This is a genomic window from Vibrio sp. D401a, from assembly GCF_030248515.1.
Classification (GTDB): Bacteria; Pseudomonadota; Gammaproteobacteria; order Enterobacterales; family Vibrionaceae; genus Vibrio; species Vibrio rotiferianus.
Map to the genome: position 1 here is coordinate 49,711 of NZ_JAHGAI010000001.1, position 17,694 is coordinate 67,404.

Sequence of the window (17,694 nt, forward strand, 5' to 3'; positions counted from 1 at the left end):
CTAGTACAACTCTTTTAGTTTTCTGGTTAATGTATTTCTTCCCCAGCCTAATACTTTAGCGGCATCTTGTTTGTGACCTTTAGTATGTTCTAACGCAGCCTCTAGTAAGATTCGCTCAAATTCAGGTAGTGCATAAGATAATAGCTCTTTATCCCCAGCTTCGAGAGCATGTTTTGCCCAGTCAGCTAGTTGTTCTTGCCAGCTTTCCCCTGCAGACTCGGGTTTGACTTTCTTTTCTTCTAGTAATTCTTGAGGTAGGTCGTTAGGTAGCACCTCACTGCCACTGGCCATGACTGTTAACCAACGACAGATGTTTTCCAATTGGCGAACGTTGCCCGGCCAATCAAGGCGGTTAAGGATTTCAACTGAAGATGGATGCAGTGTTTTGGTTTCAACGCCTAGCTCATCGGCTGCGCGAACGAGAAAGTGTTGAGTGAGTTTCTCAATGTCTTGTTTTCGCTCTCTTAGGGCGGGGATCTGAACGCGAATTACATTGAGTCGATGGAATAAATCTTCGCGGAAATCACCTTCATGGACTAGCTTTTCAAGGTTTTGGTGTGTGGCAGCGACGATACGCACGTCAACGCGAATAGGAGAGTGGCCCCCTACGCGATAGAACTGTCCGTCTGCTAATACGCGCAATAATCGGGTTTGAATGTCTAGTGGCATATCACCAATTTCATCTAGAAACAGTGTGCCACCATTGGCTTGCTCAAAGCGGCCTTGTCGAACGCTGTTTGCACCAGTAAACGCGCCTTTTTCGTGGCCAAACAGCTCGGATTCAATCAGGTCTTTTGGAATCGCGGCCATATTGAGGGCGATAAAAGGTTTGTTGGCGCGCGGACTATGACGGTGCAGGGCATGAGCAACTAACTCTTTACCCGTGCCTGATTCACCGTTGATCAATACGGAGATGGAAGAGCGAGACAAGCGGCCAATTGCACGAAACACTTCTTGCATGGCTGGCGCTTCACCGATAATTTCTGGCGTATCGGTTGGGAGCTCTTCGTGAGACATCTGCTCACGCTTGGTTTCTTGGCTATGAGCTATCGCTCGCTCTACCAGCGTGAGTGTTTCATCGATATCAAATGGCTTAGGTAGGTATTCAAACGCGCCTTTTTGGTAAGCGTTCACTGCAGCATCTAAATCAGAATGCGCCGTCATGATAATCACGGGCAAATCGGGATAATCACGTTGAACTTGCTTTAACAGCTCCAAACCATCGATACCTGGCATGCGTATATCGGAAACCAACACATCAGGTACTTCACGTTCCAGCGCCATCAGCACACTTTCTCCATCCGCGTAGGTATCGCATTTGATGTTGGCGGAGGAAAGGGTTTTCTCCATTACCCAGCGAATCGAACTGTCGTCATCGACGACCCAAACATATCCTTTACTCATGTAATAAATCCTTGCAGCAAAAGCCTAAAAACTGACGAATCGAAAAGCCATTTAATCAAGTCAGATTGGCAAATAAATCGTAAAAGTGGTGTGACCGGGCCAGCTTTCGACATCAATCTTGCCGTTATGCTGGTCGATCAGATTTTGTGAAATAGACAGGCCAAGACCCGTACCGCCTTCTCGACCACTGACCATTGGATAGAAAAGGGTATCTTGTAGTTCTGGTGGAATCCCCGGGCCGTTGTCCGTGATCTCAACACGTGCGGCGAGTTTGCAGCGTTGACCATGAATGTTAGCTTGGTGCACCGTTCTGGTGCGTATGGTTATTTTTCCGTGTTCTTGGTGGGACAGAATCTGTGCTGCGTTACTGACGATGTTGAGCATCGCCTGCTCGATTTGGTCAGCATCCATCAAGATTTCTGGCAAGCTCGGATCGTAGTCGCGCTCGATCACAATCGAATGTTGAGATTCCAACTCCACTAACTGGCGCACTTTCTCCAGTACTTGGTGAAGGTTTTCTTGGGTCTTTTTACCCGGCTTTTGCGGCCCAAGAAGACGATCGACTAATGCTCTTAATCGGTCTGCTTGCTCGATAATGATTTGGGTATATTCCTTCAATGAAGGATCGGGAAGCATTTTTTCTAATAGTTGTGCCGCCCCGCGTAAACCGCCGAGTGGGTTTTTTATTTCATGCGCCAACCCACGCACTAACAGCTTTGCCGCTTGTTGCTGGGCGTGTTGGTTAAGCTCTTGAGTGAGACGGCGTTGTTGGTCAATTTTGCGCATCTCTACCAACAGCATTAATTGTTTCTGCCAAGTTATTGGGCTGACAGTCACTTCCAGCATCAAAGGGCGCCCATCGACGACAAAGGTAACGTCACTGTCAGTAATGCTTTGGCCGCTTTGTAGCGGTTGGGTGAGTAGTGCGAGATCCAATGACGCATGTTGAATTAGCTGAGATAGCGACTGCTCAACAATGCGCTTAGCACTTTGCGAAAACAATAACTCTGCCGCAGGGTTGGCATAGCGCACCGCTAATCCGTCATCAAGAATCAACGTTGCTGCCACCATGTTATTGAGAATGGCACTGGAGAGACTGGTATCCACATTACGTCCTTGTTTGCGTTATTGTTGTGCGTTGCACCAAATTGGTGCGATAGAACGTAAGTATGGCGAATAAATCTCAGAAGAAAAAGTAAAATAGCACTCAGAGCATCTGTTATTTGCGCTATTTTTCTGGTTTCGGCCTTGGTAATTTAGGCTTCACACTCGCTCTATGTAAATGCACTGTTATAGGGCTAGTAGATGCAATAAGCTTGCCGCTTCTTTTAGCGTGAACAGCAAGGGTGTGAGTGCCTCGATCGATATTGTTAATTTGCCAAGTGAGTCGAGTTTGTGGGGCTGCGTACGGCTTTCCATCGAGCATTAGCTGCAGTTGTTCTCCAATACCTAGTTTGCGGTTGGCTTCCAATTGGATGTTAATCAAGCCTTGATTGCTACGAATCGTCTCGTCATGCACAGGGGTCAGCATAGCTAAAGAAAGAGGCTTGGGAGCTTCTGGCTGTTTTGGTTTATCTTTCTTTACCGTGTTGGGTTGTAGTGACGTAGAAAGCGCTTCGGTACTTTCTACCTTTGGTGCTGGAGCCTGACCTTGTAAGTCAGGTAAAGCGATTGCCTTTGCTCCATTTTGTGGCGTATCGCTGAAGTGTATTACGCCATCTTTGTCGACCCATGTGTATGCAACTTGTGCAAAGGGAGATGCAGCCGTGACTAGGCCGCCGAGTATGATTAAGGTTGATAAAAGCTGAACTTTCATTGCTCACCTTCTTTTTATGATTCCACGTTATTGACCCAAGTAACATCCCCGCGATTGGCTCTGTGAGGGTGACTTGGCATATTCTCATTATCACTCCATGCTAAAGGTCTGGGTTAATCAGGCGAATACAAAAAAGGCCCGCCTGCGAGGCGAGCCTAATATTTTGTTTCTGTGTTTACATTTTACACAGTTGAGACCTTATACAGAGTAGTAAAGTTCAAACTCAAGTGGGTGAGTTGTCATGTTTACTCGCTCTACATCTTGCGCTTTAAGGTCGATGTAAGAATCGATGAAGTCGTCAGAGAATACACCGCCAGCAGTTAGGAACTCACGGTCTGCATCTAGTTCTTCTAGCGCGTCTTTCAGTGAGTATGCCACTGTTGGGATCTCTGCTGCTTCTTCAGCTGGTAGATCGTAAAGGTCTTTATCCATCGCTTCGCCTGGGTGGATCTTGTTCTTAATGCCGTCAAGACCAGCCATTAGCATTGCTGCGAAACATAGGTATGGGTTAGCCGCTGGGTCACCGAAACGAACTTCGATGCGACGTGCTTTCGGGCTTGGTACCACTGGGATACGGATTGAAGCAGAGCGGTTACGTGCAGAGTAAGCAAGCATAACTGGCGCTTCGAAGCCTGGTACAAGACGTTTGTACGAGTTAGTTGATGGGTTAGCAAACGCATTGATTGCGCGAGCGTGCTTGATGATACCACCGATGTAGTAAAGTGCCATTTCAGATAGGCCGCCGTACTTATCACCAGCAAATAGGTTTACGCCATCTTTTGCTAGAGATTGGTGTACGTGCATACCAGAGCCGTTGTCACCAACTAGTGGCTTAGGCATGAATGTCGCCGTCTTACCAAATGCGTGTGCAACGTTGTGTACAACGTACTTGTAGATCTGGATTTCGTCAGCTTTAGTTGTTAGCGTGTTGAAGCGAGTTGCGATTTCGTTTTGACCCGCAGTTGCTACTTCGTGGTGGTGTGCTTCTACAACTAGGCCCATCTCTTCCATTACTAGACACATAGCAGAACGGATGTCTTGAGATGAATCAACTGGCGCTACTGGGAAGTAACCACCTTTAACACCTGGACGGTGACCTTTGTTACCTTCTTCGTAATCAGAACCTGTGTTCCAAGCTGCTTCTACGTCATCGATCTTGAAGAAAGAACCAGACATGTCAGTTGCGAACTTAACGTCGTCAAATAGGAAGAACTCTGGCTCAGGACCAATTAGTACTGTGTCAGCAACGCCTGTAGAACGCATGAAGTCTTCAGCGCGCTTAGCGATAGAGCGAGGGTCGCGGTCGTAGCCTTGCATTGTTGCAGGCTCAAGGATGTCACAACGGATGTTTAGTGTTGCATCTTCAGTGAATGGGTCAAGCACTGCAGAAGATGCGTCTGGCATCATAACCATGTCTGATTCGTTAATGCCTTTCCAGCCAGCAACTGATGAACCATCGAACATTTTACCTTCTTCGAAGAAGTCTGCGTCGATTTGGTGAGCAGGAATAGAAATGTGCTGCTCTTTACCTTTTGTATCAGTGAAGCGTAGGTCAACAAACTTAACTTCGTTTTCTTGGATCAGTGATAAAACGTTTTCTACTGACATCTTGGATAACCTCCAGTGTTAATAAAGCGGTAAAAGCTCGATTTATGAGTTCTTGATTAAATCCAGCATTGATTAATTTGCTTGAAATTTTATTAATCGATGCTGGTTTCTCTAAAGCCAAAACCGTGCCAAAAAAATTACTCCATTAATTTCAAGGAATTATGTTTTAAGGAGCAAGTTTGGTGCAAACGTTTGCACCAAAATGATCTTTAATTGCACTGTAATGGTGCATCTTTTGATTATTGCACCACAATGTGACAACTACGTTGCTTATCTAGCCCAGTTTTTGAGCAAGAGTCAATTTCTAATAAGCAACGATTGGAATAAAATTGCTTTGAATCAATTCGCTTTGCTCGGGAAAGTGGGCATTAAGCGTAAATTTCGCAGAAAAGCTCGGGAGTAGATCACATATTTCTAGGCTTTTTGCTAAAATCTGGTACATTATGGCCGTTTTTTTAATCAGCAAATGTCACCAGAGAGCACCCGTTCTCAGCGTGGGGGCATTTCATCTATCTAAGTGAATCTAATCCATGGCTACTCCACAGATTGATAAATTAAGAAATATCGCGATCATCGCGCACGTTGACCACGGTAAAACAACACTGGTTGATAAACTACTACAACAATCAGGTACTCTAGAGTCTCGCGGCGAAGCTGAAGAGCGAGTCATGGACTCAAACGACATCGAAAAAGAACGTGGTATTACCATTCTTGCTAAGAACACAGCAATCAACTGGAATGATTACCGTATCAACATCGTAGATACTCCGGGACACGCGGACTTCGGTGGTGAAGTAGAACGTATCATGTCGATGGTAGATTCAGTACTACTTATCGTTGACGCTGTTGATGGCCCAATGCCACAAACGCGTTTCGTAACGCAAAAAGCATTTGCTCACGGCCTTAAGCCAATCGTTGTAATCAACAAGATTGACCGTCCGGGTGCTCGTCCTGATTGGGTTATGGATCAAGTATTCGACCTATTCGACAACCTAGGTGCAACTGACGAACAGCTAGACTTTAAAGTGGTTTACGCTTCAGCACTAAACGGTTGGGCTACTCTAGAAGAGGGCGAAACTGGCGAAAACATGGAACCACTATTCGAAACTATCGTTGAAGAAGTAGCGGCTCCAGAAGTTGACCTAGACGGTCCACTACAGATGCAAGTTTCTCAGCTAGACTACAGCTCTTACGTTGGTGTTATCGGTGTTGCTCGTGTAACTCGTGGTAGCGTGAAAGCAAACCAACAAGTAACTGTTATCGGTGCTGACGGTAAAACTCGCAACGGTAAAGTAGGTACAGTAATGGGCTACCTTGGCCTAGAGCGTCACGAAGTTGAGCAAGCTAACGCGGGTGATATCATTGCGATCACTGGTCTTGGCGAGCTAAAAATCTCTGACACTATCTGTGCACAAAATGCAGTAGAAGCACTACCGCCGCTGTCTGTTGATGAACCAACAGTAACAATGACGTTCCAAGTAAACACGTCTCCATTCGCTGGTAAAGAAGGTAAGTTCGTTACTTCACGTAACATCCTTGAGCGTCTAGAGAAGGAACTGGTACACAACGTTGCACTGCGCGTAGAGCAAACAGACGATCCAGACAAATTCCGCGTATCAGGCCGTGGTGAGCTTCACCTATCTATCCTGATCGAAAACATGCGTCGTGAAGGCTTCGAGCTTGCTGTATCTCGTCCAGAAGTAATCATCAAAGAAGAAGATGGTCAGCTAATGGAACCGTTCGAGACAGTAACTATCGACGTTATGGAAGAGCACCAAGGCGGCATCATGGAGAACATCGGCCTGCGTAAAGGTGAGCTGAAAGACATGTCTCCAGATGGTAAAGGCCGTGTACGTATGGACTTTGAAATGCCATCTCGTGGTCTGATCGGTTTCCAAACTGAGTTCATGACGCTGACTTCTGGTTCTGGTCTTCTTTACCATACGTTCGATCGCTACGCGCCACACAAAGGCGGTAACATCGGTCAACGTGTAAACGGTGTACTAATCGCAAACGCGATGGGTAAAGCGCTAACTAACGCACTATTCAACCTTCAAGAGCGTGGTCGTCTATTTATCGGTCACGGTGTTGAAGTTTACGAAGGCATGGTTATCGGTATTCACAGCCGCGACAACGACCTAACAGTAAACGCACTGAAAGGTAAGCAGCTAACCAACGTTCGTGCATCTGGTACAGATGACGCACAGGTTCTTACTCCGCCAATCAAGATGACTCTTGAGCAAGCACTAGAGTTCATCGATGATGACGAACTAGTAGAAGTAACACCTGAAAGCATCCGTATCCGTAAGAAATTCCTAACGGAAAGCGATCGTAAGCGTGCTTCACGTTCAGCAAAATAATCTGCTGTAACGGATTCGATTAAGAACAAGCCCCGAGTTATGCTCGGGGCTTTTTGTATCTGAAGGAATAACACTATGAAGCCAATCGTGATTACGGGTGGTCCAGGTGCAGGTAAAACCACCTTGTTGAATGCGTTAGGTCAGTTGGGCTATGCCACCTTTGCTGAAGGTTCTCGTAGCTTGATTGAGCAGCAAAGCCAGTTGGACAACGGTATTTTGCCTTGGACGAATCTGCCGGAGTTCGCCAACTTATGCCTTGAGTTAATGGAGAAGCAAAAGCGAGAAGCGCTCAATCATGATGTGGCTTTTGTTGACCGTGCTATCCCAGACATCGTGGCATACTTACAAGTAGGCGGTTGTCCCGTTGAACACACTTTCTTGATTGAGAGTGCAGGCTACCAGAGTAAGGTGCTCACATGCCGACCTGAAGCCTCTATTTATGTTCAAGATGATGTGCGTCCACACAGTTTTGAAGAGGCGCTACAAATTCATCAAATCTTAGTCGATACCTATACTGAACTGAGGTATGACGTGGTTGAAGTACCATGGGGAAGCGTAGCTGAACGAGTGGCGTTTGTTCGACAAGTAATGGGCTTAGTTGCTGAGGTAGAAGGTGAGAAACGCTGATAGAGCTCGGAAGATAAACGGGTGACTACGTGGTGAATAAGTTAGCTCTTCCGCTAAATAGCAAAACCTCCTCACGAGGAGGAGGCTTTATCGAATTACTTTTGATTCAGCTGCTGTAGGAACTTGTCTGATTCAGCAATCGCGGCATTCATTTGCTTAATTGCGTATTGAATGTCCTTCTCTAAGCTAGAGAATTCACCTTTCAGTGAGCCAATCGCACTCGCGTTCAAGTTATGCTTGAGGTAAAGCGTGTTGTCACGCAGTGTATTCAGAACTGGTGTCATCTTGTCTTCCGCACGCTTCATGGCGTTAAGCATGGTTTTGTAAGACGCTTTGGTTTCACGCAGCTTCTGTTCGCTAGAGCGACGCAGTTTCGCATTTGTGTACAGGTCTAGCTCGCCTTGCCATTCATCAAACAGGGCATCCGATACATCTTCAATCGCAGCAATACGGTCGCGCACGTCTTGCGCTGCTTTTTCGCTGTCTTCGTATTTATCGTTAATGTTGTTGTAGACGCTTTCCAATTCACCACCATCAAAGTTGGTCAGCGCAGAAAGTGCTTCTAATGCACTGGTGAACTCTTCTTGTGCATCTTGTTGTGACTCTTTGGCGTCTTCCACGCGATCTACCATGATATCGCGCTTGTGGTAACCCACTTGCTCCATTGCTGAATAATATGCGGACTGACATCCTGTCAAAGTGAAAATTGATAGTACAATTGCTAATAAATAAGGCATTCTTATGTCCTCGACGCTAATTTATGGGATGAACTATGAACCAGTTATCAGAGAGTTACAAGGTGAGATTGAGCAAGCTCGTGCCGGGGAGCGTCGCGTTTTTCAAATATTTGCTCAAGCGTATGACGCACGATCGCGTCAACGTTAATGCAGGCTATCTAGCTTACATCACTTTGTTGTCTATTGTGCCGATGTTGACGGTATTACTGTCGATTTTGTCAAAGTTTCCGGTATTTGAGAATGTCGGCGAAGTGCTGCAGGGTTACATCATCGATAACTTCGTCCCCGCTTCTGGTGATGCAGTCAGAACTGCGTTGCAAGAGTTTGTCTCGAACACAGGCAAGATGACCGCCGTGGGTGGTGCGTTTTTGTTTGTTGCAGCCCTGATGCTGATCTCCAACATCGATAAGAACTTAAACTACATCTGGCGGGTGAAAGACAAACGTCGCCCAGTGTTTTCTTTCTCCATGTATTGGATGGTGCTGACCCTTGGTCCGATTCTGGTCGGTGCGAGTATTGCTGCAACCTCTTACGTAACATCGCTTAAGCTGATTGAAAACGAAACCTTATCGGGCGCTTACAACCTGTTTTTGCGCTGGCTGCCATTGTTATTGTCATTCTTTGCGTTCATGGGTTTGTACTTTTTAGTGCCAAACAAAAAAGTTTATCTGTCTCACGGTGCCATTGGTGCAGCTATCGCCGCGGTGCTGTTTGAATTGAGTAAGAAAGGCTTTGCGTTCTACATTACCCAATTCCCGTCATACCAGCTGATTTACGGCGCACTTGCCGCGATTCCGATCCTGTTTGTGTGGGTGTATTTGTGTTGGCTGATCGTATTGATTGGCGCGGAAGTCACGGCCGCTCTGGGCGAAAGAGAGCACTGGAGTGACGACCTAGAAATGATACACTCGACCGCTGAATTGCAATTAACAGATGAAGGAAGCGAGAGTCGTGATAGCGCTAATTCAACGAGTCAGTGAAGCAGCCGTTCGTGTAGACGGTGAAGTTGTCGGTGAAATCGACCAAGGTCTACTTGTCCTACTTGGAGTAGAAAAGGACGATGATGAAGCAAAAGCAAAACGTTTGATGGAGCGTGTAACCACTTATCGTGTGTTTGAAGATGATGAAGGCAAAATGAACCTCAACGTCAAACAAGTGAACGGTAAGGTTTTGGTGGTGTCTCAATTTACGTTACCAGCCGACACCAAAAAGGGCACTCGCGCAGGCTTTTCTCGCGGCGCGCATCCTGCGGATGCAGAGCGTTTATATGACTACTTTTCAGATCTGTGTAAGGAAGTACTGCCAACGCAACGTGGCCGCTTTGCAGCAGACATGAAAGTGTCATTGATTAATGACGGCCCGGTGACTTTTTGGTTACAGGTCTAATCTGGAAACCTTAGCTGCATAGTCTAAGCTTTAAGCCCAAGTGAATTGATTTTACTTGGGTTATTTGCCTTATGGCTTGTATTTGATTTGTGCTTTCAAAGGATTGATATGTTCAAACTTATAACTCCAAAAACTGAAAATCAGCTTAACAAGTACTATCAATTTCGTTGGCAGATGCTGCGAGAACCATGGCGCATGCCTGTAGGCTCTGAGCGTGATGAGTATGATGGTATGAGCCATCACCGGATGATTACCGACGGTCGTGGCCGTCCGATGGCGATCGGTCGTTTGTACATTACCCCAGATAACGACGGTCAGATCCGTTACATGGCGGTGAAAAATAACCGTCGCAGCAAAGGCATGGGTTCACTGGTGCTGGTGGCGCTTGAGTCTCTGGCACGACAAGAAGGGGCGAAGCGTCTGGTATGTAATGCACGTGAAGATGCGATTGCCTTCTATGAGAAGAATGGTTTCGAGCGTCGCGGTGAACTGACAGACGAGCGAGGTCCAGTGCGTCACCAACAAATGGTAAAGCCGCTTGATCCGATGGCCGATGTGCTTCGTCGACCTGAATGGTGTACTGAGCTGCAACAACGTTGGGAAGCGCAGATCCCAATTGCCGATAAAATGGGGATTAAAATTAACCAATACACCGGCTATCAGTTTGAATGCAGCGCACAGCTTAACCCGAATTTGAATCCACATAATACCATGTTTGCTGGTTCAGCCTTTACTTTGGCGACGCTTACCGGGTGGGGGATGGCGTGGTTGTTAATGAAAGAGCGTGGTTTGCACGGTGATATTGTACTGGCAGACAGTTCGATTCGTTATCGCCATCCTGTCGAAGAGAACCCTGTCGCGAGTACATCACTAGATGGTATCAGTGGTGATTTGGACAGGCTCGCATCAGGGCGTAAAGCGCGCATTGTTATCCACGTGGTGATTTACAGTGGCGACGTGCCTGCGGTGGATTTTGTTGGTACGTACATGTTGCTGCCGAATTACTCTAAGCTACTCAGCTGTTAGGTCCGTTGATTTTAGTACTTCTTGTGGCGCATCCTGTTCTTGCGATGCGCCCGGTTCTATCTTGGAGTTATCTGCTTCTGAAGTAGCGCTTTCTTCAGATGACTTTTCTTCGATAAGGGAGCTTTCTTGAACAGAGATAAGCTGCTCTTCTGAGGGCGGCGCAGCAGTAGGTTCTTTTTCTTCTACCACTTCTTCACTTAATTCTTCCTCATATTGCTCTAAGTTGATTGGTTTAATGCTGGTGCTGTTCGTCGCTTTCGGTGAACTCTGTTTGGGTTCTTCTGGCTCAGTCTGTTTTGACATATTGACGCATTCATTTGCTTTGACTTCTCCACTCAGCAGGTCACCTTGAATCGAACCACATGTTTCTCTGAGCTGATAAATCACACCACTAATTGGGTTGTTCGCCATATCAAAATCTCCGGAAAGGTTACCCGAGATGGCTTTGCCTGAAATGGTCACTGGTTGAAACTTCACTTCGCCGCGTTGGGCACGTAAACGCAGCGGGCTGAAGGTGATCGCCTTGAGTGAATCATCAGCTTGTGACTTTAAGGTGGTATCGCGCAGATTGGCTTCCACTTTGCCTGACAAGCTGTAAGCAAGCATATTTTGATCGCCGGCTAAGCCTTTTAAGTCGAGGCTTAAGTCAGAGAAACCATTGACCGCGAGCACCGTTGGTAAGTAAGGGTGGAACAGTTGCAGAGGGAGTCCATCGGCGTTGAGGTTAAGCGTCCAAGGTTGGCTAGTGGTGCTAAGGTCGATTTGTCCTAAGCCTTCAATATAGCCTTGCTCCAGAGGGGCGAACAAACGCGTCAGTTGCCACAAGCCATTATCACTTCGTGTTGAAATTGCTGCGTGTGATGTGATGACTTGATCGTAGCTGGCGTTAACAACGCTAGCATCAAGCTTGCCGTTCCAAATACCCCAGTTGTCATTGCTGTGTTTTATTTCGAGTTGGTTACCTTCCAAATTCAACCCAGAAAGCTGCCAGTAAGGTTGTTTAGATAACTGGATAACTTGGCTGCGTTCAATCTCTAATTGCTTCACATTGACTTTCTGGAGCGTTTCTGTGGTGATTTGCCACCAGTCGGTTTTATCATCAGGCTGGATAGCCCATTTTAATCCACTGACGGTGGCGTTGTTAATTGTCCAATGCTTTGGCTCAAACATGCCTGATAGCTGTATTGTGCCTTGTTGCCAATCCAAGCTCAGCTCTTGCAGTTGAATCGCCCCCGGTTTGAACTGGGCATTCAAGCGAGGCTCTACCGCAGTTTGATCTTGAAAGCTGACACTGTCGGCTTGCAGAGAAATCTGTGCCGTTGTGTTCCATAGTGACAGTGGTAGGGAGGCATTTTCGAGAGACAATTCTAGATTTTGCCAGTGCCAATCGCCGTACTCGATATCTGCGTTCAATAGATCGAGGCTATTGATATGAGTGATATTAATTGGCAGTGCTTGCCATGGTTTGGTGAGTAAAGATTGCAGTTGTAGGTTATCGATTTTCAGTTTATCTACGGTCACATTTACCAGTGACCAGCCTTGCGAGTACTGCTCTCCCTGACCGGAGACCTCGCTGCCACGCCAGTTAAATGAAGCGCCATAAAGCGTGCTGTCTTGCGCTTTGTAATCGATATCAAGCAGCAGTTGATTGAACGCTTCCCCTTTCCAGTAGAGTTGGTCAGCAGACAACTGAATCTCACCATAGGGTATGGTTTGTGTTTTTGTTAGCCAGGTTGGATCTTGGATCTGAATATTTACGTTTCGAGCAGTATAACGGTCATCAGCATAGTTGATGTTCTTTAGAGCGAGTTGGTGAAGCAAAATATTGCTTGGAACTTGGACTTCTGGCAGGCCATGCTGCGCTTCAACGCCATCAATTAACAGGCTGTCTAGTATCCATTGATTATCGCGTCTGATATCTGGATTGAACCAGAGGTCGATTTGTTCAATGTAGGGTATTTGCTCTGAGGATGTTGTTACCCCCTGCAGAGAAACATGATAAGGAAACTGGTAATGGACACTTTTGGCTTGCCAATTAAGGGGGAATGGCTGTGAGATAAGCTGCCATGTTTGTGGTGCGTATGATGTCGTCAACAAAACCGCGAGTACGATTGGTACACAAATCAATATGACAAGAGCGAGTGTGAGAATCCTTATTACTGTCTTCATTCCATTGAGAACCTTTGGCCAGCTTGCTGCTTAGAGTGTATCAATATTGAAGAGGTTTCAATAAAAAGCCCCTCAAAAGAGGGGCTTGTGAAGTGTTTTTGTAACTAAATCACGTTGAGCTTAGTCAACTTGCGGGCCAGCAGCTACAAGTGATTTGCCTTCTGCATTATCCGTGTATTTATCAAAGTTATTGATAAAGCGTTCTGCTAAATCCTTGGCTTTGCTTTCCCATTGTAGTGGGTCAACATAAGTATCGCGTGGATCAAGAATACTTGGGTCTACACCTGGTAGAGCAGTCGGCACTTCTAGGTTGAAGATAGGGATATGTTTAGTTTGAGCGTTTTCAATCGAACCATCTAGGATGGCGTCAATGATACCGCGCGTATCTTGGATAGAAATACGCTTGCCGCTACCGTTCCAACCAGTGTTGACTAGGTAAGCCTCAGCACCTGCTGCTTCCATACGTTTTACTAGTACTTCAGCATATTTAGTTGGGTGTAGTGTTAGGAATGCTGCACCGAAACACGCTGAGAAGGTAGGCGTTGGCTCCGTGATACCACGCTCTGTGCCCGCTAGCTTAGCAGTAAAGCCAGATAGGAAGTGGTACTTAGTTTGCTCTGGTGTCAGCTTAGACACTGGAGGTAGTACGCCAAATGCGTCAGCCGATAGGAAGATCACTTTGTTTGCGTGGCCACCTTTCGATACTGGCTTAACGATGTTGTCGATGTGATGAAGTGGGTAAGACACACGGGTGTTCTCAGTCTTAGAACCATCATCAAAGTCGATAGAACCATCGCTGCGAACCGTAACGTTCTCTAGTAGTGCGTCGCGGCGGATCGCGTTGTAGATATCAGGCTCTGCCTCTTTCGATAGCTTGATGGTCTTAGCGTAACAGCCACCTTCGAAGTTGAATACGCCGTCGTCATCCCAACCGTGCTCGTCATCACCAATCAGTGCGCGTTTAGGATCAGTTGATAGGGTGGTTTTACCTGTGCCAGATAGACCGAAGAAGATCGCAACGTCGCCTTCTTCACCCATGTTTGCACTACAGTGCATCGATGCGATGTCTTTAAGCGGCAGGAAGTAGTTCATCATGGCGAACATACCTTTCTTCATTTCTCCGCCGTACCACGTACCACCGATCAGCTGCATGCGCTCTGTTAGGTTAAATACAGTGAAGTTTTCTGAGTTCAGACCGTGCTCTTCCCACTTCTCGTTGGTGCATTTCGCACCGTTCATTACCACGAAATCAGGCTCAAACGTTGCCAATTCTTCTTCTGTTGGGCGGATGAACATGTTTTTCACGAAGTGGGCTTGCCATGCTACTTCAGTGATCACTCGAATGCTCAAACGAGTGTCTGGGTTTGCACCGCAATAACCGTCAATCACAAATAGGCGCTTACCTGAAAGCTGGTTAGTTACTAGCTCTTTTAGGTCGTCCCATACTTCTTTGTTTATTGCTTTGTTGTCGTTTTTCACTGCGTCAGAAGTCCACCACATGTGCTCTTCTGTCGTTGCATCTTTAACAATGTACTTATCTTTTGGTGAGCGACCAGTAAAGATACCAGTGTCTACGGCAACCGCGCCGAGTTCTGTAACCACACCACGTTCATAACCAGTTAGGTCAGCACGGGTCTCTTCCTCGAACAGCACTTCGTAGCTTGGGTTGCGAACAACCTCTTTCACGTTGTGCAATCCGTGTTTGGTTAGATCAAGTGTTGCAGCCTTTGTATGTTCCATAACGGTCATAGGTGCTCCTTATAAGGATTTTTGTAGGGATTTTGTAAGAATGTTTTAATTTTTATCTGCTCACCATGCTAGCAACGGGGCGGGGAGAAAACAGGGAGATAGCTCAAAAAATATCCATGATTTCATTGTGGTTTTAGGTAACCCGTCACATATCGGTACGAATAGTTTATCGTGCGCGCAAACCTTTGCGCTAGAGCAAAATAATTATTAATTATTTAAAATTAAGCAGTTGCTTTATTACGTTGGAAGTAAGGTTATACGTGGGTTTGATCACAAAAAGGCCAGCATGATGCTGGCCTTTTGAAGGGTAAATTACAAGCTTGTTAAGCTATGAAAATTAATGCACGATTTTATTGTCTGGAGTTGACTGAGTGTACAGATCCGTTACTTCAGATTCGTCGAACGTGTATGACGTGCCGCAGTAATCACAATGTAAAGAAATTGATCCTTCTTCTGCTAAAATGTCATAAATTTCAGTTTTATCAACCGTGATGATCGCTGCACCACTGCGCTCACGAGAACAACCACAGTGGAATTCCACAGGCTGTGGTTCGTATAGACGAACTTTATCTTGGTTGTAGAGGCGGTATAGCAGTTCGTTTGCTGGTAGCGTGAACAGCTCTTCATTTTTTACCGTGTCCGTGAGTTGCTCTAGATGTTCGAAGTCTTCTGGCGTGCCAGTACCATCAGGCATGACTTGAATCATCATACCAGCTGCGTGCGCTTTGCCTTCGTGTTCACCAGTGCGGATCCACAAACGCGTTTTTAGCTGCTCTGAGTTTGCGAAGTAGCCTTCGATGACGTCAGCCAATGTTTCGCCTTCTAGGCCAACCACACCTTGGTAACGTTCGCCTTTCTTCGGCTCAATGGTGATCACTAGGTAACCTTTACCCATCATGTCGTGTAGGCTTGCATCATCAGCAATGTCGCCTTCCCAGCGAGCAACGCCGCGGATCTTCTGATCGTGGTCGCCGTTGATTACTGCGAGTGATACAGGACCATCACCTTGCAGTTGGATAGTGATTGAGCCTTCGAACTTCAAAGTTGCAGTTAAAAGAGTGGCCGAAACGAGTAGCTCACCCAACAGTTTTTGTAGTGCTGCCGGATATTCCTTGCTGGAGATAATACGTTGGTATGCTTCATCCAATTGTACCAACTCGCCACGTACTGAAAGATCTTCGAATAGGTAGCGGTTTAAAACATTGTTTGCCATGGAGTGCTTTCCTCGTCAGTAATTCCGGCTTTTATTGGTGTTTGAACTTAATGATGTCTCGGCGCTGCTTTTTATCAGGGCGGCGTTCCGGACTTGGATTGTGGGCGTTAAGCTTACGCTGCTTAGCGTGTTCTTCACGTTTAGCTATACTTTCAGTGGTTTCGCTGTAAAGCGTTTGAGCGATCGGTGCACCACGACGTTGATCTGAGACTTTCTCGATAATTACGATTTTCTCTTCATTACCTTGGCGTAAGCGCACCTCGGCTCCAAGTTCAACGATCTTGCTTGGCTTGCTTCGTTGTCCATTATAATGGACTTTGCCGCCATCGACCATATTCCGAGCGATGGAGCGTGTCTTGTAAAATCTGGCCGCCCACAGCCATTTATCTAGCCTTACGGCTTCATTTATGGAACTCATATAACTCTGTCGTATCTAATCACTGCGATAAATGTGATATCTAGTGGTGGATTATTCACCTACAAATGGAGTCAAGGCCTAATTTTTTCAAGGGAGTTGGCAAAAACGGTATAAGAAAACAGAGCAAAAACTATCTTGTGATATAGTTCACTGCTCTTTGTTGACTAGTAAAGTTGTTGCAAATTTTTCAGGGTAACGTCGGTCATTTTGAGTGTTCATCGGCGAGCGTAACAATAAAGGAATTTATTAAGTGAAGCGTTTGGAGCTAAATGCTGGATTGTTGAGTAGCCCGCTATTGGCTCGGATTAAGTCCAACAATCTCGCTATTCAATCTAAACTCAGTTTGGTAGCAACGTGCATATTGATTGCAATGATCGGGTGGGTATTAGGTCAATTGGTTTGGCTTGCAATGCCTCAATCCTCTGGCATTGCTAAATGGCAGCCATCTTCTAGTTCTTCGGTCAGTACCAATAAATCTGATGCCATCGACTTCTCAGCGATCCAAAATGCCAACCTATTTGGAAAGTACAATGAGCAAAAGCCCGTTGTGGTTGAGCAACCGATCGTAAAAGACGCCCCTAAAACGCGTTTGAACCTTACCTTGGTAGGTGCTGTGGCAAGTTCGAATGCGAATACCAGCCTCGCGGTTATTGCCAATCGTGGTAAACAAGCGACTTATGGTATTGGTGAGGAAATTGAAGGTACTCGAGCGAAGTTAAAAGCTGTCTTGGTAGATCGTGTGATTATCGATAACCAAGGACGAGATGAAACCTTGATGCTTGAAGGGGTTGAGTACAAGAAGCTCTCCCAGAGCGCACAATTAAGACCCGTGGCAAAAAGTAATGTTGAAAAGGCTTCTGTTTCTGAAGAGAAGCTGGATCAGATCCGTGCTGAGATTGCACGTGACCCTAAACGAGTTTTTAACTACATCAGCATTTCAGAAGTTAAGAAGGATGGCAATACGATCGGCTATCGCGTTTCACCAGGGCGTGAAGCTTCTTTATTTAATGATGTAGGTTTACAAGCAGGTGATATTGCTGTGGAGCTAAATGGTATCGACTTACGTGATCCTTCTTCACTAGCAAAACTCGCTCAGGAAATGAGTAACCTGCAAGAATTGAACTTAACTGTTGAGCGAGATGGCCAACAGTACGACATCTATATCCAATTTTAATACTTAG

The 17,694-nt window shown here is 46.1% G+C and carries 15 protein-coding genes; 6 read left to right on the forward strand and 9 right to left on the reverse strand.

The window, feature by feature from the left end:
• From glnG to glnA, 4 genes are all read right to left on the reverse strand, one after another.
• A complete protein-coding gene (gene glnG, locus KIV41_RS00220) occupies nucleotides 1-1,404 on the reverse strand; it encodes a nitrogen regulation protein NR(I) (RefSeq protein ID WP_010444958.1) in 1,404 nt (467 codons plus the stop codon).
• 60 nt (nucleotides 1,405-1,464) lie between these two features.
• On the reverse strand, nucleotides 1,465-2,475 hold the full coding sequence (gene glnL, locus KIV41_RS00225; protein WP_216604290.1) for a nitrogen regulation protein NR(II): 1,011 nt from the start codon (nucleotides 2,473-2,475) through the stop codon (nucleotides 1,465-1,467).
• A 157-nt stretch (nucleotides 2,476-2,632) separates the two neighbouring features.
• Nucleotides 2,633-3,220, reverse strand: coding sequence for a DUF4124 domain-containing protein (locus tag KIV41_RS00230; protein ID WP_045386176.1), 588 nt, complete (start codon nucleotides 3,218-3,220; stop codon nucleotides 2,633-2,635).
• Nucleotides 3,221-3,418: 198 nt separating this feature from the next.
• On the reverse strand, nucleotides 3,419-4,828 hold the full coding sequence (gene glnA / locus KIV41_RS00235) for a glutamate--ammonia ligase (protein ID WP_010444964.1): 1,410 nt from the start codon (nucleotides 4,826-4,828) through the stop codon (nucleotides 3,419-3,421).
• A gap of 530 nt (nucleotides 4,829-5,358) precedes the next feature.
• Here glnA and typA point away from each other — a divergent pair.
• Nucleotides 5,359-7,188, forward strand: coding sequence for a translational GTPase TypA (typA, locus tag KIV41_RS00240; protein WP_010444969.1), 1,830 nt, complete (start codon nucleotides 5,359-5,361; stop codon nucleotides 7,186-7,188).
• Nucleotides 7,189-7,263: 75 nt separating this feature from the next.
• Complete coding sequence (locus KIV41_RS00245; RefSeq protein ID WP_285335495.1) at nucleotides 7,264-7,815, forward strand: AAA family ATPase; 552 nt, start codon at nucleotides 7,264-7,266, stop codon at nucleotides 7,813-7,815.
• A gap of 95 nt (nucleotides 7,816-7,910) precedes the next feature.
• On the opposite strand, the gene KIV41_RS00250 is transcribed toward KIV41_RS00245, so the two are convergent.
• Nucleotides 7,911-8,552 carry a DUF2959 domain-containing protein gene (locus tag KIV41_RS00250; RefSeq protein ID WP_285335496.1) on the reverse strand — a complete coding sequence of 214 codons (642 nt, stop codon included), beginning with the start codon at nucleotides 8,550-8,552 and terminating at the stop codon, nucleotides 7,911-7,913.
• Between the two features lie 35 nt (nucleotides 8,553-8,587).
• On the opposite strand from KIV41_RS00250, the gene KIV41_RS00255 reads away from it, so the two are divergent.
• From KIV41_RS00255 to KIV41_RS00265, 3 genes are all read left to right on the forward strand, one after another.
• On the forward strand, nucleotides 8,588-9,532 hold the full coding sequence (locus tag KIV41_RS00255) for a virulence factor BrkB family protein (RefSeq protein ID WP_010444975.1): 945 nt from the start codon (nucleotides 8,588-8,590) through the stop codon (nucleotides 9,530-9,532).
• Nucleotides 9,504-9,938: a D-aminoacyl-tRNA deacylase gene (dtd, locus tag KIV41_RS00260; protein WP_285335497.1), complete on the forward strand. Its 435-nt coding sequence runs from the start codon at nucleotides 9,504-9,506 to the stop codon at nucleotides 9,936-9,938. Before KIV41_RS00255 ends, dtd begins: the two co-directional genes overlap by 29 nt.
• 108 nt (nucleotides 9,939-10,046) lie before the next feature.
• On the forward strand, nucleotides 10,047-10,964 hold the full coding sequence (locus tag KIV41_RS00265) for a bifunctional GNAT family N-acetyltransferase/hotdog fold thioesterase (protein WP_038884236.1): 918 nt from the start codon (nucleotides 10,047-10,049) through the stop codon (nucleotides 10,962-10,964).
• Here KIV41_RS00265 and KIV41_RS00270 read toward each other — a convergent pair.
• The 4 genes from KIV41_RS00270 to hslR form a co-directional block, all read right to left on the reverse strand.
• The gene (locus KIV41_RS00270) at nucleotides 10,950-13,133 is read right to left on the reverse strand and encodes an AsmA family protein (RefSeq protein ID WP_285335498.1); all 2,184 of its coding nucleotides are present in this window, start codon (nucleotides 13,131-13,133) and stop codon (nucleotides 10,950-10,952) included. The two genes, KIV41_RS00265 and KIV41_RS00270, sit on opposite strands and share 15 nt — an antisense overlap.
• Nucleotides 13,134-13,253: 120 nt before the next feature.
• Nucleotides 13,254-14,882, reverse strand: coding sequence for a phosphoenolpyruvate carboxykinase (ATP) (gene pckA, locus KIV41_RS00275; RefSeq protein WP_038884239.1), 1,629 nt, complete (start codon nucleotides 14,880-14,882; stop codon nucleotides 13,254-13,256).
• Nucleotides 14,883-15,219: 337 nt separating this feature from the next.
• On the reverse strand, nucleotides 15,220-16,095 hold the full coding sequence (gene hslO / locus KIV41_RS00280; RefSeq protein WP_010444980.1) for an Hsp33 family molecular chaperone HslO: 876 nt from the start codon (nucleotides 16,093-16,095) through the stop codon (nucleotides 15,220-15,222).
• A gap of 31 nt (nucleotides 16,096-16,126) precedes the next feature.
• Complete coding sequence (gene hslR, locus KIV41_RS00285; RefSeq protein WP_285335499.1) at nucleotides 16,127-16,513, reverse strand: ribosome-associated heat shock protein Hsp15; 387 nt, start codon at nucleotides 16,511-16,513, stop codon at nucleotides 16,127-16,129.
• Between the two features lie 250 nt (nucleotides 16,514-16,763).
• Here hslR and gspC point away from each other — a divergent pair, with 250 nt between their 5' ends.
• Nucleotides 16,764-17,687 (forward strand): type II secretion system protein GspC, encoded by a 924-nt coding sequence (gene gspC / locus KIV41_RS00290; protein WP_285335500.1) that lies wholly within the window; start codon nucleotides 16,764-16,766, stop codon nucleotides 17,685-17,687.
• The last annotated feature ends 7 nt before the right edge of the window (nucleotides 17,688-17,694 follow it).

Coding starts and splice junctions, on each gene's coding strand:
- glnG (WP_010444958.1), bottom strand. CDS start 1,404: ATGAGTAAAGGATATGTTTGGGTCGTCGATGACGACAGTTCGATTCGC.
- glnL (WP_216604290.1), bottom strand. CDS start 2,475: ATGGTGGCAGCAACGTTGATTCTTGATGACGGATTAGCGGTGCGCTAT.
- KIV41_RS00230 (WP_045386176.1), bottom strand. CDS start 3,220: ATGAAAGTTCAGCTTTTATCAACCTTAATCATACTCGGCGGCCTAGTC.
- glnA (WP_010444964.1), bottom strand. CDS start 4,828: ATGTCAGTAGAAAACGTTTTATCACTGATCCAAGAAAACGAAGTTAAG.
- typA (WP_010444969.1), top strand. CDS start 5,359: ATGGCTACTCCACAGATTGATAAATTAAGAAATATCGCGATCATCGCG.
- KIV41_RS00245 (WP_285335495.1), top strand. CDS start 7,264: ATGAAGCCAATCGTGATTACGGGTGGTCCAGGTGCAGGTAAAACCACC.
- KIV41_RS00250 (WP_285335496.1), bottom strand. CDS start 8,552: ATGCCTTATTTATTAGCAATTGTACTATCAATTTTCACTTTGACAGGA.
- KIV41_RS00255 (WP_010444975.1), top strand. CDS start 8,588: ATGAACCAGTTATCAGAGAGTTACAAGGTGAGATTGAGCAAGCTCGTG.
- KIV41_RS00265 (WP_038884236.1), top strand. CDS start 10,047: ATGTTCAAACTTATAACTCCAAAAACTGAAAATCAGCTTAACAAGTAC.
- KIV41_RS00270 (WP_285335498.1), bottom strand. CDS start 13,133: ATGAAGACAGTAATAAGGATTCTCACACTCGCTCTTGTCATATTGATT.
- pckA (WP_038884239.1), bottom strand. CDS start 14,882: ATGACCGTTATGGAACATACAAAGGCTGCAACACTTGATCTAACCAAA.
- hslO (WP_010444980.1), bottom strand. CDS start 16,095: ATGGCAAACAATGTTTTAAACCGCTACCTATTCGAAGATCTTTCAGTA.
- hslR (WP_285335499.1), bottom strand. CDS start 16,513: ATGAGTTCCATAAATGAAGCCGTAAGGCTAGATAAATGGCTGTGGGCG.